This window comes from Streptomyces sp. NPDC046866, from assembly GCF_040704625.1.
In the GTDB taxonomy this organism is placed as follows: domain Bacteria; phylum Actinomycetota; class Actinomycetes; order Streptomycetales; family Streptomycetaceae; genus Streptomyces.
Genome location: NZ_JBEYXN010000002.1, coordinates 350,005 through 371,353 on the forward strand (window position 1 = coordinate 350,005; position 21,349 = coordinate 371,353).

A 21,349-nucleotide genomic window follows, 5' to 3' on the forward strand; every position below is an offset into this window, starting at 1 on the left:
TCCTGGTCAAGATCGCGATCGACGGGGGGCAGGCGGGGGCGGCCCACCTCGGAATCGAGCAGGCCGACGTCGCGGCACTGCTGGAGCAGCACCTTACACATCCCGAACTGCGGATTCCACAGCTGCCCGCCGCACCTCAACGGCCGCGCACCACCTCCACGACCACGCACCGGTACGTCGATTCGCCTCGTCCCCGAGGCCCTTTCGATGGTCTATCGATACATCTACCGCACCCCTACGATCGACGATTCGAATGGTGTAAGTTAGCCACTCGGGATGCACACGTATACGAGTCAGCAAGAGGAGTCGATGGATGCCATCGACCTACTCAGCCCCTATCACTACCTGCCATGGTAGGCAGTCAGCGCTTGTTGCCTTGCGACTCGATGTCACACCACTGGATGAATCGAAAGGCGAGAGGAAAGAAGTATGCCGAAGACCGACGGGGCAGCCGTCCTCACACAGGCACCCCTGCCGAGCGCCGCCTGGGACCTGACCAGCTTCCTGCAGAACGCCAAGTCCCAGGTCCAGCTCTGGGGGGGTTCTGTACTCATGCTGCTCGGCGTTGTCGGCCTGGTCTGGGGCGGCGTGCTCTTGATCAAGAAGCTGATGGCCAACCCGCAGTCCGCCGGCCAACAGCAGGGCTGGGGCACGATCGCGCTCCTCGTTCTCGTCGGCGGAGCTTTGAGCACCGGCGGCTGGACGCTGATCTCGACGATCGGCTCCGGCGGCCAGCAGACCATTACGGATCTCGGTGGCGGCACGGTGATCGCGCAGACCTTCGACCAGGTCACCGGATTCCTGAGCGGCCCTTCCAAGTAAGGGGCCGTCACGGCTGCGCACACGAACGGTGACAGAGCCATCGAGCGAGCCGGGTCGGTTGAGGCGCAAGGCCTCTTCCGACCCGGTTCGCCGTACCCGGGCTCGCAGCACGGTGCAGGCGCGAAAGAGAGCAGAACATGGGGATCAGGAACAAGGCGCTGGGCTTCAGTAGGAAGTTCAAGCTTGACTCGCACCACGCGATCGAGCGTTTCGGGGTGTTCTTCGGCATCTTCGCGGTCACGGGCGCGATCGCGATCGGCGCATCAGGGGTCTCGGCATACCAGGCGGGACGTGACTCGCTGTCACAGACGGCGCTGTACACCAGCGACTTCAAAACGTCGAAGACGAATCTCGACGGCACCGTGGACGGGGTCTACACCAACGAGCGCGGCAACAAGGCGCTCGTGATGATGCACTTCAGCCCGACCGCTCAGATCTCGTACAACGCCGCGGACTACAGGGCGTTCCTGCTCGGGTCGGACACCTCACTCAACAGCGAGCCGGTCAGCACCAGGGGGATCAAGGGATCCCTCTACACCTTCGGCTCGACCGGCTACATCGGGATCCTCCTGAACGCCGACCGGCCCTTCGACCGTCAGGTGTTGAATCTGACGGTCCGTGCGAATGCCGAACTCACCGCGCCCGGAGCCCAGCCGAAGCAGAGCAGCGGCAAGCTCGCCGGTGACGAGACCTTCACCAAGTACGACCAGTGGCGGGTCTTCTTCAACCCCGGTGCGTCCGGGGTCCAGAAGATCGCGGCGCTCAACGCCCAGACCTTCGATCCCGCGCAGGCCTACTACTGGGTCGCACTCAAGAAGAAGGAGACCGAGGCCAGGAAGGCCCTGGACCAGAAGCTCGTCGAGATGCGCGCGAATCTGACGCAGATTCGGTCTTATACGTCCGACCTGCAGACGACGAAGATCGACGGGCTGTTCCTGCGTCCGCCGACCGTTCCGGCCTCGATCGCCACCGACAAGATCACGGGGGTCTCCGCAGCAGAGGCAAAGGATGGTGTCTCGACGCTGGCGCTGCAGACCAAGCACGTCGCCCCCGGCGGCTTCGACCTCAACTGGCGTACAGGCAACGTCTACGACGGCTACCTCGATGCCCTGGTGCCGGCCGGACAGAGCTACGCCCAGTTGTTCGCCAAGAAGCGTGACGAGGGATCAGATCCGACGATTCAGCAGATCTCGGACATGCAGTGGATTCTCTCGGATGGCACCAGCCTCACCAAGGACTACCAGTCCTCTGACGTGACGATGCGCCCGCTCATGAACATCATGAACAACCTTTCACATGCGTATCAAACCTACTCAGCGAACAAGTCCAAGTACCAGTCGGACCTCTCACTCAACCTTCTCCGCCTGGACGTGAGTCTGCGGGACGTGCAGTCCAACAGCACCGTTCGTGACGACAAAGACTTCCTCACCACGCTCCACTGAGCGGCGAAGAAGCGTCGGATCCTGCTGCCTGGATTGAGCCGGAAAGGAACATAGCATGGCCGCCGACCAGCCGAATCGGAGCTCCGAGACGGGGACGACGAAGGACCAGCCGGACACGTCGGCGAGTCAGGGGATGCCCCGGCAGGGGCGCGGGACCAAGAGCCTCGATTCGGCGGCGCCCCTGCGCCGGCACAGCAGGATGAAGGCGGCGGCGCCCACCCGAAAGGAGGGCACCGAGAAGCCTCCTGAGGGCAAGACCGCCGTGCCCAAGCAGCTCCCGGGGCGGGGAGCTGATCCTTCCGGTCCTTCCCGTCCCTCCCGTCCCTCCCGTCCCTCCCGTCCTTCCGGTCCCTCCGCTCCTTCTGGCCCTTCCGGCCCTTCTAGCCCTTCTAGCCCTTCTGGCCCTTCCGGCCCTCCTGGTCCTCCTGTTCCTTCCGGTCCTTCTCGTCCTTCCGGTCCTTCTGACCCATCCGGCACGGCGAACACCGCGCGACCGAAGATGGCGGAGGCCGGGTCGAAGGCACCGGACAGTGCAGACACGGCAGGCAACACAGCCGGGGCCGCGAACGCCGGGGCGACGATCAAGCAGGGTATGGACGGCGTCGCCGGGAACCTGGCCGGAGGCGCGACCCAGAAGGCGATCGAAGGAGACGGCAGCAGCGCGACCCGTCGTAACGTCGGGCGTTACGCGGGAGCTGCTGTCTCCGGTGCCGTGGCCGGCGCACAGGCCGGCGGGCTTCCGGGAGCCGCCGTTGGCGCAGCGAAGAACCTCGCTGTCGAGGGTGCCCAGGACACGGTCAAAGGCGTGTCCAAGGCCACCGGCGGCAGCCCGGACGCCAAGCCGGCCGACCAGCGCGAGCTGGGTGTCGGCGGCACGGGCTACGAGCGCGGTGCGACGAAGGACGACGAGGGCCTGGGCGCGAAGGCGGCCAAGGGCGTCGCCATCGGCGGTGGTGCGTCTGCTGCTCCGCCGGCCATGGGCCTGGTCATGGCCATGGCCTTACTGAACTGGCTCAAGTCCATGTTCTTCGCAGCCATGGCGATGGCCGTCAACGCCGGGAAGCTGCTGTGGACTCTCTTCGTCAACATCCTCAAGGCGGTTGGGCATGCGATCGCCGCACCGTTCATGGCGATCGGCAGCTTCCTGGCCAAGGGGGCCGGCGCGGTCCTGGGCTTCACCGTCACTGCGACGATGGCCCCTGTAGCGGCAGCGCTGTCGGGTGCGGTCGCGCTGACCGCCACCGTGGCCCTGCTGGGCACGGTCCTGACCGGTGTCCTCAACTCGACGGCGTTGACCGAGGGCAGCATCAACGCGAACAGGGCGGCGTGCTTCGTCAACGCGGACAACGTCGGCAACGGTTCCGGTGCCACAGTCCCGGCGAACGTGGAGAAGAACGCCAAGGAGATCTACTCGGTACTCAGCAGTTGGGGGATGCCGAAGGCGAACATCGCGGGCATCCTCGGGAACTGGTCGCAGGAGTCCGGGATCGACCCGACGAGTGTGCAGAACTTTCCGACGGGGACGTATGCCATGACCGCCGCGAAGGCCGGCGCCGCGCAGAACACGGACAACGGTATCGGCCTTGGGCAGTGGACGTTCGGCCGCAACACGCTGCTGCGCCAGTACGCGCAGCGCAAGGGCGTCGACTGGTTCACGATCAAGGCCCAGTTGGCCTTCATGGTCGATGGTGACAACCCGGGCGACGTTGCGGTCTTCAAGGACATGCTCAGGAAGTCGCAGGGCTCGCCGCGTACGGCGGCGGTGCACTTTCACGCGAACTGGGAGCGCTCCGCCGACGGCGCGGCCGGAATCGCTGCGCGAGGCGACAACGCCGAGATGTGGTTCGGCAAGATGAGCGGCTGGTCGGTCGACAGCTCGATCGTCGGTGGCGTCGAGGACATCGTCGGCGGGATCATCGACAACATATCGAACGGGATCGACACGATCCTGGGAAACTGCGCCTCCACGGCCGGCGGTTCCGTCTCGCCGAAGGACGGCGGGATGACGCAGGAGGAGGCCCAGGCCCTCGTCGACCTCTTCAACAAGGAGGGCGACAAGTTCCTCGACGACCGGTACGGTCCGGGCGGCGGCCCCGGTTCCTGCGGCGACAACCACGCGATGAACTGCGTGAGCTTCTCGACCTACTTCGTGAACAAGTACACGACGTTCCAGGCCTACCCGGCCGGTGACGGCAAGGAGACGGCCTACACGATCGCGAGGGAGACCGGCAAGACGATGCAGTCGACCCCCGTCCCCTACTCGGTCGGGTCCGGGCCGGGATCCACTTCCGTCGGCCACACCCTCGTGGTGCTCGGCGTCCAGGGGGACAAGGTCATCCTCGGTGAGGCCGGCTACTGCGCCTACATGGGCCGGGTCCGCGTCGACAGCGCGGCGCGGCTGGCTGCCGCAGGCTGGAAGTTCGTGGACATGTCGGATGCGATGCTCACCTCCGACAAGATCAAAACGGCCTGATGCGCAGCATCTGACCTGGGAGGAAGACGCCGGTGCTCGGCGATCCGGGCACCGGCTTCTTCGTGTCCGAGTCAGGTCCGCGCGCCGGTTCCACCGTCGACGCTCTTACTGAATGGATTCACACTCGGCCATGAATGGCTTTTGATATAGGCTTCACTCGTTTATGAGAACAACGCGGAGTGAGGAGCGTTCCGTGACGACAACCCCTGACGAGTCCGAGGGCATCGGATCGGAGCAGGAGAGCGAGTCGATGCCCGGGGAGAAGCCCGCGGTATGGAAGACGCATACGAAGGTCACCGGAGTCGAGCTCGAAGAGCGCTTCGCGGGCTGGATGGTGCGCCGGCGAGAGAAGGGCCAGGCCCGCGCCCCGGCGGACAACGCACGCCTGCTCCGCCGCGGCGTCACCGCGGTGATGAGTGCCGGGATCCTCGCCCTGGTCATCACTGCGGGCGTGACCGGCGAGAGCTTCAAGACGACCACAGCGGACAACGAGGCCCGGATCCTCCAGCTCACCCAACAGTTGGACGATGCCCAGTCCAAGCCCGCGAAGGCGGACGTCGGCGCGCAGTTGTCAAAGCTCACCGAGGCGGCAGCCGCCGACGCGAAGAAGGTCGCGGCGGGTGAGCAGACCTTCGCCGAGTTGTACCACCAGGCCGATGTCCAGCCCAGCGCGAAGAACGGGGCTCCGAACCAGGCCACGCTGGACATCGTCGAGCACCGACGGGACTTGGCGCCGCTGTTCGGCAAGGACTCCTTCCTCGTCAGTGACAAGGAGGCGTACAGCACGTCGTCGCTGACGCCGTTCGACGCGACCACCGAGATCGATCCGCGCCACGCCTGGTACATCCGCTACGACGGCGACAAGGCAGCTGACCCGAGCACGTACGCATGGAAGGTCGAGACGGTGATGCCCGATCTGAGCGTGAAGGGCGGCTCCGGCGCGACGAACCAGGCAAGGGTCGTCTGGCTGTGCCGGGACACGACGAGCGGCGAGGTGCTCGCCTGGGCGAGCGCGCGTTACGTACGCAATGGCACGGCGGGGGCCTTCGACCACTTGGCCCTCGTGGTAACCGCCGCCGGGGCTCCGCACGAGAACCCGGCGGTCAGGATGCCGGCCGGGTCCGGAGTACCCGAACTCAGCGGCACGGGCACACAGGAGGCGGGCGGGAAGCGATGACGGAGCAGACGGCAGCACCCGCGCGGCGGGGATTCTTCCGGCGCAACCTCTCGGTCCTGGGGACGGCAGCGGTCCTCACGGTGGTCGCGACGGTTGGCGGAGTGACCTGGAGCAGTCGGCACGCGGCCCTGGTCGAGCAGGAAGCCCGGATCAACGATATCGAGGGACATCTGGCGGCAGTCCGGAAGAGTGACGCCGAGCAGGTGAACGCGGACGTCATGGCGGCCCTGGGTGTCAGCCGGAGTCGGCTGAGCACCGACCGTGAGCGCATCAAGTCGCTGCTCTCGATGGTCTTCACGTGGGACTCGGGGCAGAGCTACGAGGCTGCGCGCGAGAGGCTGAAGAGTCGGTTCGACCTCACCGAGAACGAGATGTTCCTGAAGTCGTTCATGCCCCCGTCGAGGTTCAACGAGGATTCCCAAGGGCGGCGCTACCACTACATCGACGCGGTTGGCCTGAACTCGGCCCTCGGCCCGGATCCGGACGTGGAGTTCATCGACGCCAAGGCGGGCGTCTACACCTACGCGGTCCTTGCCGACGTCGAGGTCACCTCCGACGCGACGTCCCGGAACAAGGCGAGCAAAGCCAGTGTCACGGCGTACCGGCGCGCGCTCCTCTTCGCCACGGTCGACGCCCAGGGCAAGGTCGCGAACCTCTCCGGCGTGCCGGCGAGCGGCGAGACTCGCCATTCCAAATGACTCACACGCCCTTTCGACTCGTCTCACTGATAGAGTTAGACTGGTATTTGAGTAGAACAGCGAGTTGAGGAGCAATGGCGTCGACACAGACCGATGAGTCGGGCGGGTCCGCGGTACGCAAGACGCGCTTCGTCGCGACGTCCGGGTCCTCGCAGGAGGGCGCGGACACTCCTGAGCGCATGGAGCCCGCGGGCAGCCTGCGCAAGCGCACCCTTGCGGCCGGTCTGAGCATGGGTGTGGGCGCACTGCTGTGCTTCCTACTCTCCGCAGGAACATCCGACGGCCAGAGCGCGGTGCGCGGTACGGCCGTACCGGAGGTGTCCTCTCTGCGGGAGCAGCTCAGGATCACCGAGGCGAAGACCGCGGCGCTACCGAAGGCCGACGACGCCGAGCGTGGTCTGACCGCGGCCCTGAGGGCGGCTGGTCAAGTCGCGAAGCTGCAGAACGACTACCGCTACCTGACGCCCAAGGTGGCGGCAGACGGCGGCAAGCTCGACGCGGCGACGTCTCAGTCGACGCTACGCAATCTCATCCCCTACTTCGCCCCCTCGGTACACCAGGAAGACCTGGGTCCGTGGTACCTGCTCGCCGGGGACAAGGACGTACCAGCCGGCGTCGGGATCCCAATGAGCTTCGACTCGGGCTTCGAGTGGGCAGGCCAGGTGCCTTACCTGGTCAACGACGACGGCACCATCGCGGTGACCTGGCTGGCGACGGAGACCAGGACCGGTGCGGGCGAAAAGCCGGCGGTGCTGGCCTGGGCCCGCGCCGACTACGACCTGGTCCGCAACGCATTCGTCAACATCCGGACCGGTACGACGGTCACGGGCAAGGCTCTGGAGCAGGAGGTGAGGGCACCGTGAAGGAGGAGATCAACGACAAGCTGCGCCTGCACGCCGGGAGGATCCTGCTCGGCGGCACCGGGGCTCTGCTCGCGCTCTCGGTGGTCACACTCGGAGTCGGCCTGCTCAGCGACGGTCCGGCGGTGTCGGACATCCAGGACAACGCGGTCGTTCAGAAGCTCGAAGGCGACCTCAGCGACGCCCGGACCGAGCTCGCAGCACGGCACACGGCGCTGCTGGCCCAGTTGCCGGGCGTGGACATCGAGCGGGTGAACCGTGACAGGACGACGGGCCGGTCCCTTCTGCTCGGCCTCACGGACAGCTCGGCGTCGAGCCGGACCGTCAAGGAGCAGCAGGCGCTACTCGACGCGCGCTACGGCTTCCTCGACCACAAGTCCCGGGTACTGACTGAGTTCGTGCCGGAGTGGATGACTGCGACCGGTGCCACGAAGGGCGCTGGGACGACGTACGCGCTTGCCGATCTGGACGTTCATGTGAGTCGAGTGCAGGGCCTGAACTACTCCTACACGGGGGTGGCCCGTCTCGATCCGGTCCACGTTGGACCGGATAAGAGCGGCCCCGCCAAGAGCGAGTTCGTGGTCCTCACTTACTCCACCTCTCAGGACGGCACGGCGACATCGCTGGACGCCTATCGGGCCTCCGGCAAAACCCGCGACGCCCTCCTCGGGGCCGGCGAGGAACAGTCCTCCCCCAAGCCGAAACGGTGAGCGAAGCACCCACCGTTTCGGCACGCACCCCAGAAGACCTCTACGAGACGTAAGGACACGAGCATGTCGACTCAGGCCCTGGAGAAGACCGAGACGACTGTCCCGACGAGCACGGCCTCGGCGGCGAGGAGGACCACGGCCAAGGCTGAGAAGGAGCCCAAGGCTTCGAAGCCGCGCACCGGATGGCGGCGCCTGGCTCCGAGGAATCAGGCCGGTGGGTTCTCCGTCGTGGTGTGGGCGGGGTTCTTCCGGGCGGTCGTCCTTCTCGCCGACTACCTGCTGGCATGCATCACCGCCGTGGTCATCATCCCGCTGCTGGGCGCATGGCTGCACCAGCAGTCGGGCGCATCCCGGGTTGCGCTCAGCGCGGATGGAACCATCGCCATGTGGCTGATCCCGCTCCTCTTCCTGGTCGCACTGCTCGTCGCGGGCGAGATCGTCGTGATGCGCGGCATGTGGCGCTGGGCAACGCGGATGATCGCGAAGATCCAGGACGCCCGGGGCGAAGTGACCGGGGCCGACGTCACACCGGAGTCCACGACCAGGACCACCAACCGGAGCAGGACCAACCGCAAGAGGAGCAAGTGATGCGGACCGCAGGACTGACGATGAACGACGTATGGGCCCACCGTGTCCTGCGTGAACGAGGAGTGGAGACGTACCGGCTGGAGGGGGTGGTCGCCGAGCTCGGCGTCATGGTCGAATCGCTCGACCTCAAGCATCGCGGCCGGGAGGAAAACTACCGTCCGTATCTGCACATGACGGGCGAGCTGCGCTCGGTCACCCCTGCGGAGACCCTGCCGTTCGGCATATCCCAGGTGACCTACTCCCCCGGCCAGGGCGAGAGGGTGGACGCCTTCTACGAGTTCGACGACCAGCAGCTGGTGGTGCTGGCCGGCAAGGGATACTTCACGAGCGGCTTCACCGTGCCCGAGCAGGTCACTGGGATCGAGTGGGAGCTGCCGGCCACGGCGGACGTGCTCGTCCTCGCTCCGTCGAAGGTGCAGACCGAAGGCGATGTGCCCGTGGTCTTCACCCAGATCCACGGCATCGGGGGCTTGGAGATCGATCTCGAGTCCAGCGGCTACGACCTCGCCGACTACTTCGCCGACCAATCCAAGAACGGCGTCGAGCGGGCCGAGGCCGTAGTCGACGCACGTGGGCTGAAGTCGCGCTCGGACGCGATCAACCCGCTGTTCACCGAGGACGAGCTGGGCCTGGACACCGAGACCAAGCAGGTCGTCGGAGCGCCCGCGCCCGAGGCAGCGCCGGTGGCTGACGGCATGAACGCACGCTTGCGGCAGATCGAGGCGGAGATCGCCGCCGAACGGGAGCAGTACGAGACCGAGCGTGCGAGCACCGAGGGCACCACGGAGAACCTCTACCGGGAGCGCGTGGCTGCACCACTGCACAAGGCTGAAGGGCAGGAGGTGCCGTCCGCCTCCTCGGTCCCGACCCGTGAGGCGCAACGCGACCTGAACCTCGATCCCGACCTGGAGGAGGAGGCACGCCGACAGGAGGTCAAGCCCGTCCCGAGCCTGGACGAGCGCAAGCTCCAGGTGGCCCAGCGTGCGGCCGATCTGGACTTCGGCCTTGACGACGAGCAGAGCTTGGGCTCCTGAGGCCGGATCAGGCAGGACGTGCGCGGCCCGGGGAGCCGGCTGACAGCAGCCGGGGCCCGTAGTGCATCGGTGGCGAGACAGGAAGGCGAGCGACGATGGGCCTGAAGCAGGACATCGTGATCGTGAATGAGTTCAGCGTGCCGCTGCCCGGCGGCAAGGGATCGCGCGGCGCGACGCCGGGAGACTACGTCACCCGGTACATGGCCCGCGCGCAGGCGACGGAGTCCCTGGCTCCGATCCAGCGTCTGCGCACCGACGACTTCATCCTGCGCTACACGGCGCGGGAGTCCGCCGTCGAGCGCGTCGGCATCTCGCGGGGTGCGACGAAGCACGAGATGCGCCAGGCGCAAGGCGACGGCGGCGTGGCCTTCGGCTACGGCTCGGTCTCGCTCTCGGACGAACAGCTCAAGGCGGCCGGCAAGGACATCCAGCACTACTTCGACGCGGGGCACACCGTGTTGAAGACCGTGCTGTCTTTCGACGAGGAGTACCTGCGGAAGCAAAAGATCATCGACGTCGACTTCCGCTGCGAAGCCCGCGGTGACTACCGCGGCCACATCGATCAGATGAAGCTGCGCATGGCGATCATGTACGGCCTGGAGCGGATGGGCTCGGGCACCAGCGGCTTCGACGACCTGCGGTACGTGGGGGTCATCCAGGTCGACACCGAGCACGTGCACTGCCACCTGGCCATGGTCGACGGCGGCCGGGGCCAGGTGACGAAGAACGGCACGCAGCGCGGCAAGCTACTGGACCGGCACAAGTCCCGGCTCCGCCGCGGCGTCGATGCCTGGCTCCACGAGAAGCAGGCGGTCGCTCACCTCTCCAGCGCCGTCGGCTACGAGCGGCGCAACGTCACCACCTTCATCAAGCGGTGGGCGCACGAGCGGATCCGTGCCGAGTCCCTGCCGCAGTTTCTGGTCGCCTGCCTGCCTGGGGACCGAACGCTTTGGCGCGCCGGCTCGGACGACGCTCGCATGCGCAAGGCGAACCAGCTGGTGACCGAGCTCGTGAAGGAGCAGCTCGAACGTGCTGGGTCCCCGATGCCCGCGGCCATGGAGCGCATCGTCGACTACGCCAACGAGCGCCGCGCGAAGGAGTCTCTGAGCACGGAGGAATGGCAGAAGCTGGTCGAGCAGGGACGTACACAGATCACGGAGCGCGCCGTCAACGGCATCTACCAGATGCTTCGGGCCATGCCGGAGTCGGAACTGCGAGTGCGCACGCCGATGCTCGAAGTCATGGGGATGGACTACCAGCAGATGGCGGCGCTGGCTGCAGATCGTCAGGTGGACCACGAGAACACGGAAGCCGATCTGGTCTCCTTTGGCTTCCGGCTGCGCAGCTACGCCTCACGTCTACGGCATCACCGGGAGAAGGTCGGGGTCTACCGCGATCTCACCCACCAGTGGGAGCGGGCCGAGAAGGCCGGTGTGGCCGCCGAGGATTCGCGCCCGCTCTACGACTTCTACCGCTTCGAGGAGGCCTACCACTGGAGGCTGATGAGCAAGTACCGCCACTTCCTGCCCTTTGTCGGGGGTGCGGGCGCATGGCACGAGCAGCAGCAGGACGTGGCGGCTTACGGCCGGCGGCTGCTCTCGCTCATGGCCCTGCGCGCGGATGCCTCTCTGCAGCGGATGAAAGACTCCGCGGAGGCCGAGAATCTGGGCCGGACGATCTACGGTCAGCCCGGCGGCAGGCTCCTGACCGAGGGCATGCGCGGCCGGGCGGTGCTGGACGCGCGCATTCGGACGATGAAGCAGTCCTATGACCGGAAGTTGCACGGCCTCCGGGCCGATCTGGCTTCCTCCGGCCTGGTGCTGCGCGTGGGGTCGAGCGCCGACGATCGGGCGAGTACGGAGACGGACGCGGTCAGCACGGACTTCAAGGTCGTCGTCGGTACCGCGTATGACTTCGACGAGGTCAAAGGCTTGGATCTACATCACCTGGGCTACGACTTCGTCACCGACGTCGTCATCGGGCCGCGCGCACACCAGGCCTTCGTCGAGACGGCCAGGGATCGCCGACGGCTGCTGCTGGCGGCGATGGACTACCTGGACCAGTCCGGTCAGGCAGAGGCGATTGCCGATCTGCCGGTGAACGATGTCGCGGCGATGACACGGCTGTCCCGGGAGCTGACGTCCCAGCAGACGGGCCGGCGATCCGGCTCGCTCATGTTGCGTTCCCGAATCGCGGAGCTGCGCGCCGGGCGCGAGCAGGCCGAGGGGATGCGGCGGTCCAAGGCTTCCTCGCTGGACGCCGGCCTGGTCGTGCGGGTCCAGGCCCGAGTCGATCAGGCTGTGACCACAGCAGACGCCGAGAGGGCATTCGACTCGCATCAGCCGTCCATCTCAACCGCTTTTGAGCCCTAACCAGACGAGCTGCTTACGTCTTGTTCGGGCGATGTGACTGATCGCGGTCGACTGTCAGATGACAGGCGGAACAAGTGGAGGGAAGAGATCATGGCACTTCTCAAGGGCCGGGGCGCGATGACCGGAGTCAACCTCATCGCGATAGCCTACAAGAAGGGCTTCACCAAGGATGGCAAGTCCCAGTACGCCGACATCCAGCTTGACGCTCGAGACCTGCGCGGCCCGAAGCAAACGAACCTGCATCTGAAGTCCGATCGGGTTCAGGGCGAGGACGGCAAGGTCCGCTACAACAACGGCGCCCCGTACTCCCCCCGTCAGATGGAGGAGATCGCCGAGGCCGCGGGGCCGAACACCGAGCCGATCCTGGACAAGGACGGCAACGAGATCGGCACCATCTACGGCTTCAAGGGCAATGTGATGCCCGCGACGCACGGCACCGGCCTGGTGGTCAACACCAAGTCCGTCGAGGCCTCCGAGTTCATGGTCGACAGCAGAACGCTGGACCGCCAATTGGCCTCCATGCGTGCAGCCCGCGAGGCCCAGGCCGCGGCCAAGGAGTCACAGGCTCAGACTTCGGCTCCCGAGACCGAGCGGGAGCAGGCAGCCGAGGTCGAGGTCGACCAGCCGACGGTCGGCTGAGACCAAGGGCGAGGCCGAGTCAAGCCCTCGAAAGGCCTCTGGAATGACATCCAGGGGCCTTTCGGCTACACGGGGGCGCCTGCCTGCCGGTCAGCTCGCACCACCGAAGACGTCAGCGCGCGACCGCACGCATCCGGACGCACAAGTCGATCGCCTTGACCCACTGGAGTGCATGACCTACGACTACGAGATGTCGAGCGCTGATCGCTCGGCCACCTTCCAAGACCCACCTCCGAATGCCCTCACGAGCCCTTCTCGCCTCCCATTAAGCGCCCTGTCGAGTGCGGCTCATGATAGGTTTCGACTGGTTTTGCAGTCGAATCGTCAGTCCTGTCGAGAGGTCTTGTGTGGCATGTTTCAACAGGTGCAGCTCAACGAGCGCTACCGGCTCCTGTCCAAACTCTCGGAGCCGCTGAAGAAGGCCGAGCGCGACATCGTCGGCCGCGAGCACGAGACGACACAGCTGCTGGCCTCGCTGAGCCGTCCCGAGCTGTGCAACGCGCTCCTGTTGGCCGAGGCCGGCACAGGCAAGACGGCCCTGGTCCAGGCCACGATGCTGGTGGACAAGGACCGCCTCTACCTGGAAGTGGACCCAGCGCGCATGATCTCCGAGGCGGGCACCGCCGAGAACATGGCCGCGATCCTCAAGGGCTTCTTCGACGAGGCCGAGGACTTCGTCAGAAACGAGAAGCACGAACTGGTGCTCTTCATCGACGAGTTCCATCAGGTCGCTCAGCTCTCCGACGCCGCCGTCGAGGCGATCAAGCCGGTCCTCGCCGCATCGGGAACCCGCGGCATCAGGATCATCGCGGCGACAACCTACGAGGAGTTCCACAAGCACATCTCGCCGAACCAGCCGCTCGTCGAGCGACTGCAACGCATCAACCTGAACCCGCCCGACCAGTCGACGACCATCAAGATTCTGCAGGGCATGGCCGAACGATATGGGGTGGCTGACGAGTTCTACGACGACCACATCTTCCGGCAGATCTACGAGTACACCCAGCGCTACATGCCGGCCAGCGCTCAACCGCGCAAGTCGATCCTCGTGCTCGACTCCATGGTCGGCTGGTCTCGCCTGACGCACCGGCCGATGGACCGGGACCTGCTCTCGGACGTGCTCATGGAGACCCTGAACGTCAACGTGGCCTTCAAGGTCGACGGCGCGAAGATCAAGAAGCAGCTGGACGAGAGGGTGTTCAGCCAGGAATGGGCGACCGGCGCGGTGGCGCGTCGCCTACAGCTGGCGGTGGCGGACCTCCACGACAAGGGAAAGCCAATGGCGAGCCTGCTGTTCACGGGCTCCACCGGCGTCGGCAAGACCGAACTCACCAAGCAGCTGGCGAAGCTGCTGTTCGGCGATGACCAGCGGCACCTGATCCGTTTCGACATGACGGAGTACGCCGAGGACTCGTCATTCGCGGCCTTCCGCTCCGAACTCACCAAGCGGGTGTGGGACCTCTCCCACGCCGTGTTGCTCTTCGACGAGGTCGAGAAGGCCTCGGCGATGGTCACGCGCGTGCTACTACAGGTGCTCGACGACGGCCGGCTCAACGACGACAACAACCGCGAAGTGAGCTTCCTCAACACGTACATCGTTCTGACGACGAACGCCGGCACGGAGATCTACAAGAGCATCTCGCAGTACGCCGCCGACGACACCGGCTCGGGCAAACAGCTGATGGAGTACGAGAAGCTGATCCGCCGCTCCATCTCCTCGACGACAGGCGACAACCGGTTCCCGCCCGAGCTGCTGGGCCGCATCGACGCGATCGTACCCTTCCAGCCGCTGTCGCTGCCGACGCAGCAGAAGATCGTGCGGAAGAAGCTCCGGCAGATGGTGCAGGAGGTGTTCATCAAGCACAACGTGCGGGTCGACGTCGATGCGAGGGTGCTGCAGTACCTCATCGAGGACAAGGGTGACACCGACTCCGATGCCGGCGGCGCGCGTGCGGCCGTGGCGAGGCTGACCGACGAGGTCACCACCGCGGTGGCGACCTTCCTCAACGAGCACCCCTCAGAGCGACGGATCCGCATCGACGTCGTCGGCGCCTTGGTCAGCGACGACAAGAACCTGCTGAGTTCCGATGCCTACATCGAGGTCAGTGCGGTGCGATGAGTCGGTAAAGGCCGGCCGGACCTAGTCGACTAACGAGTCGATAGCCCTGTGACACCCTATAGTTGCTCACTCAGACAAGGCAGCGATAGGATGCTCGTAAACCAGGCGGACTGTGTTCTTTTGGCGAGGGGATCGGCATCAATGGGCATTCTGGGAGCGGCGGCGGTCCGCCAGAAGAAGGAACGGAAGAAGAAGCCCAATGAGCTTCTGGCCTCCGTGGTGAGAGAGACGGCGATCCCGGCAGCGGTCGAGTTGCTGCGGTCGAACACTCCGTTCGTCTTTCCCAGCGGCACGGCCTGGGTGATGCTCGTGCTTGCTGCCGAGGAGATCGGCGGCTTGAGCATGCGGCACGGCCGGAACGAGGCGAAGGGCTCGATCATCGAGCTCATCAGCTCCGACCAGATCCGCACGGTGGCCACGGCAGAGATGCTCGAAGAGGAGGTCTTCGGCATCATCCCCACCGACGAGACTCTCGCGCGCATGGAGGAGTACTCGCTGCTCACCGGTGCCGCCTACGCCTGGGCCGTCGTGTGGCAGAAGCCCGGCGGCGATCTGCTCGTCGATCTGGTGAACGATGCGACCTTCGCACAGGCGCGCTTCGTCGCCGCAGGTATCACGACCCTCGAAGAAGCCGTGGGTAAGAAGGCGTGGGAAGAACACAGCGGCCTGGTCGCCGAGGCTGGGACCGCCGACCCCTCCCCGGCGCTCCTCGATGAGGACGAGGGGGATGCGATCTTCGATGAGATCCCCGGTGACGAGGGGGCTGACGAGGGCCTGGACGACGAGCCGCGTTTCAGCGACGTCGTCGACGACGATGAACGGGTGGACGCACCCGTGTTCGACGGGGACGACGTGGCCACCGTTTCGGTCGAGTCGGAGCCGGACTACGACGGCGACGAGGTGACCGGCTACGAGGGCTTCGACGAGACCGACGCCGGCTACGACATCGAAGGCGACTACCAGGAAGCCGGCGACGCCGTGCCGCTGGCGGATCAGGCCCAGGTACGCGACGTCATCGCCCGCCGGTTCCTCTCCGAGGAGCTGGACTTGGACGTCCGGCTCGACGAGTTCAACGCGACCTTCACCATCGGCGCACCGGTCGTACAGATCGCCGTGCCCGAGGGAACGACCGAGTGGCTCGGGGACCAGGTCGCCCAGCTCAACCGGCAGGCCAACGCGGACTTGATGCAGCTCCGTTCCGCGCACGAGGTCGAGCTGCGTGCGCTCTACGTCAACCTCATGTCGGCGCACACCGAGCAGGTCATCCGTGCGGTGGCCACCGACCGCGAGGGCTCCCGGTACAAGCTGTTGAAGGACGCGGCTGAGGCTGAGCACCAGCAGCGGCAGACAGAGAGGGAGGAAAAGGCCCGAGCCCGCCGGGCGGAGATCGCCAAGGACTATGAGGCGCAGGCCGCCAAGGTGGCCCAGCAGGCGGCGCTTTCGGCGGAGCTGCAGTACAAGGAGCGCAACCGCTCGCGGATGGAGCGCGAGCAGATTGACTCCGTCGCCCAGATCGAGCGGGACATCGAGGATGCCCACGCGCACAACCAGCAGGAAATCCTGCGGGTCCGGCGGTCGGACGCAGCGCTGAAGATGCAGACCGGGCAGACGCGGATATTCGAGGTGCTGGCCGAGCGGCAGTCGGAGTACCTGGCGGCCGAGGAAGAGCGCCTGAGCCGGTGGAAGTCCGAGATCCAGCGAATCGTCGACGACAACCGCAAGGCGGACATCGCCCAGTCCGAGGCGCTGGCCGAGCACCAGCGGACCACGGACGAGATCGGCATCCTGCGCCGGGAACAGCAGGACCTCCTGGAATCGATGCGCTCTGAGCACGCCGACCGGATCCGCCGAATGGAGGACGAGCTCGAACGCAACCGCAAGGACGCCATCACGCAGATGGCGGCTCGGGACGCCGAGTGGCAGCACAACCTCAACCTGGAGAAGGAGAAGACCAACTTCCAGGTGACGCGGGTCACCGACCTGCTCAAGCAGCTGACGACGGTCGAGGATTCAGCGGCCAGGCGGTACGAAGCCCGCCTGACGGAGATGCAGGCCGACAAGGAGGCCTATGCCAACGAGCTGGCGCGGGCTTCCGAGATGCAGAGCCGCTCGAACAAGATCCTCGTCGTCCTGATCGTCACGCTCTCGCTCCTGATGGGTGTGGCCGGCTTCATCGTCGGGGTGGTCTTCGTCCGTTGAGCGAATCGGTCATGACCGACGGGGTGATCTGACGGCGCACGGGGCGCGTTCCCCATGCGCCGTCGTCGTCTGCGCAGCCGGGCGCAACGGACAGCGGGACAGCGAAATGGGCGAGGCTCGAGAGTAAGGAATCACGATGGCCACGAACAGACGGAAGGCGGCACGGCCGAAGGCGAGCAGCTGGGAGAAGATCTCGGCGCGGAAGCCCGGCGAGACGCTGACGCACCGAGACGTCCACGACGGCCAGCAGTTGGACCGCAGCAAGTTCCTGACCCTGAGGTCGACCAGACCGGGCATCGTCGTCGCGGTGATTACCGGAGTGCTGGTGACGGTCGTTGCCTGGGTCTTCTACTCGCTCATCGCCGCGGCGGTGCTCTCGGTGGGCGTGTTCGCGGGCTCGGGTGTGTCCGGCAGCGGCAAGCCGAGTGCGTACTACGTTCAGGACACCATGACGGGTGCGGGCGGCTCGGTCGTGAAGTGTTACCGACCCCTGACCCAGGACGGCAACCCGGACGTGAAGGCGAAGTGTCACCCCAGCGCTGAGGCTGTTCCGGTCCCCGTCTGGTACACCGCGGCGAAGGACGGCAAGCTCGGCGCCGACAGGCCGTCCGAGCCCAAGAAGAGCGCGACGACGGTCGGAGAGCAGCTGGCCGACGTCTCGGGGTTCAAGCTTTTCCTCACGCTCGGCTCGGGTCTGATGGTCGCCCTCGTCATCGGCACGTGGTTCTCGCGGAGGGTCGCCGCGGCGAACCTGATGAACACCACGAGCGACATCAACCAGTACCAGAACGACCAGCACATCGCTCTGCCGGAAGAGATCCAGCAGAACTACGACTGGTTCCCTGACGCCGGTGCTCACTCGAGCGTGCAGGTCAGCTCGATGCTCAGCCACATGATGCTCAGGCAGAAGGGTCTGGGCACCGTCGAGGTCGCCCAGCGCGCCAAGGAGGACGTCACCGATGAGGAGGGGAACCTCGTCTATTACGCCGGCGAGGTCATGGACGACGACGAAGGCAGTCCGCTGACGCAGACCCTGCCGATCATCGACGAAGTCTTCGGCGACGAGCTGTTCGAGGCTTCCGGCCTCCCCGATGACAAGACCCTGCGGCAGAAGTACGACGCCACGCGCATCCCGTACAACCCTGACGGCAAGAACCGGGACAAACTCGGCTTCGGATCGAACACGTACAAGACCGTCGCCGCCCTGATCAAGGAGGACTGGACGTTCCCGGAGTACGAGGTCCAGCGCCCTGCCGGGGCGTACGTGGTCGATACCGCGCCGGTGAACACCATGGTGCTGGCCATCACCCGAGCCGGTAAGGGCCAGACGTACATCGAGCCGGTCATCGACATGTGGTCGCGGGAGAAGAAGCCCTCGAACATGGTCATCAACGACCCCAAGGGCGAGCTGCTGGTGAAGAACTACGTGCCCCTGGTCACCCGGGGGTTCGAACCGGTGCAGTTCAACCTGATCAACTCCATGAAGACCGACATCTACAACCCCCTGGGGCTGGCGGCCGACGCAGCGCGTGAAGGCAACTTCACCAAGTGCGCACTGTACGTGGAGAACATCGCCGGGATCTTCTTTCCGCTCGACGGCGGCGAGGACCCGGTCTGGCCCAATGCCGCCAACAACGCCTTCAAGCGCGCGGCCTACGGACTCATCGACTTCTACCTGGAAGAGGAACGGGAGCTGCGCAGCGCCGCAGCCGTGCTGAACATGGACCCGGCGCTGCTCGAGCAGAAGCTCGATGACCTCTGGGGCAAGGTCACGCTCTACAACTGCTACCAGCTCTTCGTGCAGATGAGCTCGAAGAAGATCAAGAACCCTGAGGCCGAACTGGAAAAGCGGGTCAAGGCAGGCGAGTTCGACAACGACGCGGACGCCCTGGCCGAGGAGCAGGAGAAGGCTGCGGCCCGGGCCTTCATGTGGGAAGGCAAGGCCGATCAGGACATGCTCAGCCTGTACTTCAACGCGAGCGAAGCGCTGCCCCGCAACAACATGCGCACGATGGTGGGCAACGCCCACAACGCGCTGCGCTCGATGGCCGGCGCAGAGAAGATGCTCGCCTCTGTGTACGGCATCGCGATCACCGCCATGTCGTTCTTCACCGACCCCACGATCTCGACGCTGACCTCGGGCAAGCCGTCGCAGAACACCGACCTGGCCGGCCTGAGCTTCCCGCGTCGCCTCGGCGTGCGCTTCGCACCGAACTACGTCAAGCGCGACCACCTCGTTGGTCAGCAGGCCGTGTGGTCCGCCTACGCGGACCCGATGTTCACCAAGAACCTCGGCGAGGACTTCGAGCACGAGGAGATCGTCGGCCGCGAAGGTTGGGCCCGGTACAACTTCAAGGGCAAGTTCCCCGGCGCCGAAGCCTGGCTCAAGCTGGAGCTGGTCAACCCACAGACGAAGATGCTGCTGCGCACCTTCTACTTCAGCTTCACGAAGACCCACCAGGTCTCGCTCAATGGCCGGCACTACGTGGTCGAGCCGGTGACGGGCAAGAAGATCGTGAAGAACGGCGTGATGCGCGAGCTGAAGCCGGTGCGTGAGGGTGGCACTCGGGACGGGAAGATCCTGTCCTTCCAGGCCGGGGACACGCTCTACCCGGACACGCGACTCGACTTCTCCGGCGGCGGCAACCCGGAGAAGGTCTCGTATCAGGCACGGGCGATCACGCAGAAACTGTCTCGCTACTCGGAGTCCCCGAAGGCGCTGTTCCTGGTGACTCCGCCTCACCTGATGAAGTACGCGAAACTGATCCTGATTCTGGTCAAGCAGCTGTTCGACGTGAGCGCCGACCAGTCGTACATGACGAAGTCGAACCAGAAGCCGCTCTACCGCACGCGGTTCATGCTCGACGAGCTCGGCAACCTGCAGTCGGAGGGCAAGGGCATCGACGGCTTCGCGACGATGCTCTCCATCGGCCTGGGCCAGGAGCAGCAGTTCACGCTCATCCTGCAGACCCTGCAGCAACTGCGCGACGTCTACGGCGAGAGCGTCGACAAGATCGTGCAGGGCAACACCTCGAACATCGTCTTCTTGAAATCCACGGACGACTCGATGATCGAGACGCTGGAGAAGATGAGCGGCAAGACTCACCGCTCGTACAGGGACAGCAAGCAGATCAGCCAGGATCTCGACAAGGTCATCGGCGGCAAGACCGAGGGCCGGGTCTCCTACACGATGAGCACCAGGGAAGAGCCGCTGATCAGCTACAACGACATGGCCTTCCTCTCGCCGCGCAACTCGATCGTCTTCCGGGCCGGCGATGCGCCGATCTGGAACCGCAACCAGACGATCCTGCCGATGTCGGTCCGGCTACTGAGGAACACGATCAAGCACCCGGGGCACACGTACTCACTGCAGACGATCCCGACGCTGTCCAGTGCCATGGACTTCGACGTGCGGATGAACCAGCCGGACTTCGTGAAGATGCTGGAGAAGCGCATGCGGCAGGCGGTCAAGGCCGCGGACGCGAAGGCGCAGTACAAGGAGATCTACGGCTACCGGGAGGTCGACATCGAGCGCCTGGACCCGGATGTCTACGCCGACGAAGTCATGGAGGTCATCACGACGATGACCACGGTGGACGAGGGGCATGACCCCAACGCTCCGGTGGTCGTCGACCCCGACGAGTACGAGGGGATGAGCATGTTCGACGAGGACCAGTTCATTGAGAACGTCGAGGTCGGTGTCGCAGTCGCCGAGAGTCAGGCGGTCAGCGTCGAGCGGCAGCGTCTGCTCTACGCGGAGGGGACGATCAGCAAGGAGATGCTGGTCAATCCCGACGGCTCGGCAAAGGTCAAGAGCCTGGACATCGAGATCGCTGAGGCTTACAAGTCCGCGCAGACCGAGTTGGAACAGGATCGCGAGCACTTCTCGGTCGGCGGCGACGGCGAACTGCGCAGCGCCGATGGGTCTCAGACCTACATCAGCCAGATCCGCTCGGACGCATACGCCAAGGCCGCCCGCCGGATCAACGGCCACGTGAAGGACGGGGACTCGCGGGTGTTCGCGGAGGAGGACGTCACCGAGGAGGACCTGAAGTCGCTGGTGACGGTGAAGGTCCACTCGGCCTTCTACCAGTACCTGGCCTCGCTGCCGAGCTGGGAGGTGCTGGCCGACGGCCGATTCGACAGGGCGATGGCCATCGAGATGAACTCGAAGTAGCCGGCGGCCGCTTGGGGTCGGACGAGGATCACAACCAGT

The 21,349-nt window shown here is 65.6% G+C and carries 14 protein-coding genes; all 14 read left to right on the forward strand.

Annotated elements, in window-relative coordinates; translation table 11 throughout:
* Positions 1–429: 429 nt before the first annotated feature.
* Complete coding sequence (locus AB0953_RS04960) at positions 430–822, forward strand: hypothetical protein (RefSeq protein WP_366857977.1); 393 nt, start codon at positions 430–432, stop codon at positions 820–822.
* Between the two features lie 137 nt (positions 823–959).
* Positions 960–2,264, forward strand: a complete 1,305-nt coding sequence (locus AB0953_RS04965) for a hypothetical protein (protein ID WP_366857978.1) — start codon at positions 960–962, stop codon at positions 2,262–2,264.
* Between the two features lie 592 nt (positions 2,265–2,856).
* Positions 2,857–4,737: a phage tail tip lysozyme gene (locus AB0953_RS04970; RefSeq protein ID WP_366857979.1), complete on the forward strand. Its 1,881-nt coding sequence runs from the start codon at positions 2,857–2,859 to the stop codon at positions 4,735–4,737.
* Positions 4,738–4,930: 193 nt separating this feature from the next.
* Positions 4,931–5,914, forward strand: coding sequence for a hypothetical protein (locus tag AB0953_RS04975; RefSeq protein ID WP_366857980.1), 984 nt, complete (start codon positions 4,931–4,933; stop codon positions 5,912–5,914).
* A complete protein-coding gene (locus AB0953_RS04980) occupies positions 5,911–6,612 on the forward strand; it encodes a hypothetical protein (protein WP_366857981.1) in 702 nt (233 codons plus the stop codon). Before AB0953_RS04975 ends, AB0953_RS04980 begins: the two co-directional genes overlap by 4 nt.
* Positions 6,613–6,686: 74 nt before the next feature.
* Positions 6,687–7,475: a hypothetical protein gene (locus AB0953_RS04985; RefSeq protein WP_366857982.1), complete on the forward strand. Its 789-nt coding sequence runs from the start codon at positions 6,687–6,689 to the stop codon at positions 7,473–7,475.
* Positions 7,472–8,182, forward strand: coding sequence for a hypothetical protein (locus AB0953_RS04990; protein WP_366857983.1), 711 nt, complete (start codon positions 7,472–7,474; stop codon positions 8,180–8,182). The genes AB0953_RS04985 and AB0953_RS04990 overlap by 4 nt, the downstream gene beginning before the upstream one ends.
* A 63-nt stretch (positions 8,183–8,245) precedes the next feature.
* Entirely contained in the window at positions 8,246–8,770 is a 525-nt protein-coding gene (locus AB0953_RS04995; protein ID WP_366857984.1) for a hypothetical protein, read from the forward strand.
* Complete coding sequence (locus AB0953_RS05000; protein WP_366857985.1) at positions 8,770–9,804, forward strand: hypothetical protein; 1,035 nt, start codon at positions 8,770–8,772, stop codon at positions 9,802–9,804. Before AB0953_RS04995 ends, AB0953_RS05000 begins: the two co-directional genes overlap by 1 nt.
* A gap of 95 nt (positions 9,805–9,899) precedes the next feature.
* Positions 9,900–12,176, forward strand: a complete 2,277-nt coding sequence (gene mobL / locus AB0953_RS05005; protein WP_366857986.1) for a relaxase MobL — start codon at positions 9,900–9,902, stop codon at positions 12,174–12,176.
* Between the two features lie 90 nt (positions 12,177–12,266).
* Entirely contained in the window at positions 12,267–12,815 is a 549-nt protein-coding gene (locus AB0953_RS05010) for a hypothetical protein (protein ID WP_366857987.1), read from the forward strand.
* A gap of 364 nt (positions 12,816–13,179) precedes the next feature.
* Entirely contained in the window at positions 13,180–14,934 is a 1,755-nt protein-coding gene (locus AB0953_RS05015) for an AAA family ATPase (RefSeq protein ID WP_366857988.1), read from the forward strand.
* 141 nt (positions 14,935–15,075) lie between these two features.
* The gene (locus tag AB0953_RS05020; RefSeq protein WP_366857989.1) at positions 15,076–17,133 is read left to right on the forward strand and encodes a hypothetical protein; all 2,058 of its coding nucleotides are present in this window, start codon (positions 15,076–15,078) and stop codon (positions 17,131–17,133) included.
* 136 nt (positions 17,134–17,269) lie between these two features.
* Complete coding sequence (locus AB0953_RS05025; protein ID WP_366857990.1) at positions 17,270–21,310, forward strand: type IV secretory system conjugative DNA transfer family protein; 4,041 nt, start codon at positions 17,270–17,272, stop codon at positions 21,308–21,310.
* The last annotated feature ends 39 nt before the right edge of the window (positions 21,311–21,349 follow it).

What these genes read in the sequence shown, in the direction of transcription:
- AB0953_RS04960 (WP_366857977.1), top strand. Translation starts at nt 430, where the DNA reads ATGCCGAAGACCGACGGGGCAGCCGTCCTCACACAGGCACCCCTGCCG.
- AB0953_RS04965 (WP_366857978.1), top strand. Translation starts at nt 960, where the DNA reads ATGGGGATCAGGAACAAGGCGCTGGGCTTCAGTAGGAAGTTCAAGCTT.
- AB0953_RS04970 (WP_366857979.1), top strand. Translation starts at nt 2,857, where the DNA reads ATGGACGGCGTCGCCGGGAACCTGGCCGGAGGCGCGACCCAGAAGGCG.
- AB0953_RS04980 (WP_366857981.1), top strand. Translation starts at nt 5,911, where the DNA reads ATGACGGAGCAGACGGCAGCACCCGCGCGGCGGGGATTCTTCCGGCGC.
- AB0953_RS04985 (WP_366857982.1), top strand. Translation starts at nt 6,687, where the DNA reads ATGGCGTCGACACAGACCGATGAGTCGGGCGGGTCCGCGGTACGCAAG.
- AB0953_RS04995 (WP_366857984.1), top strand. Translation starts at nt 8,246, where the DNA reads ATGTCGACTCAGGCCCTGGAGAAGACCGAGACGACTGTCCCGACGAGC.
- AB0953_RS05000 (WP_366857985.1), top strand. Translation starts at nt 8,770, where the DNA reads ATGCGGACCGCAGGACTGACGATGAACGACGTATGGGCCCACCGTGTC.
- mobL (WP_366857986.1), top strand. Translation starts at nt 9,900, where the DNA reads ATGGGCCTGAAGCAGGACATCGTGATCGTGAATGAGTTCAGCGTGCCG.
- AB0953_RS05010 (WP_366857987.1), top strand. Translation starts at nt 12,267, where the DNA reads ATGGCACTTCTCAAGGGCCGGGGCGCGATGACCGGAGTCAACCTCATC.
- AB0953_RS05020 (WP_366857989.1), top strand. Translation starts at nt 15,076, where the DNA reads ATGGGCATTCTGGGAGCGGCGGCGGTCCGCCAGAAGAAGGAACGGAAG.
- AB0953_RS05025 (WP_366857990.1), top strand. Translation starts at nt 17,270, where the DNA reads ATGGCCACGAACAGACGGAAGGCGGCACGGCCGAAGGCGAGCAGCTGG.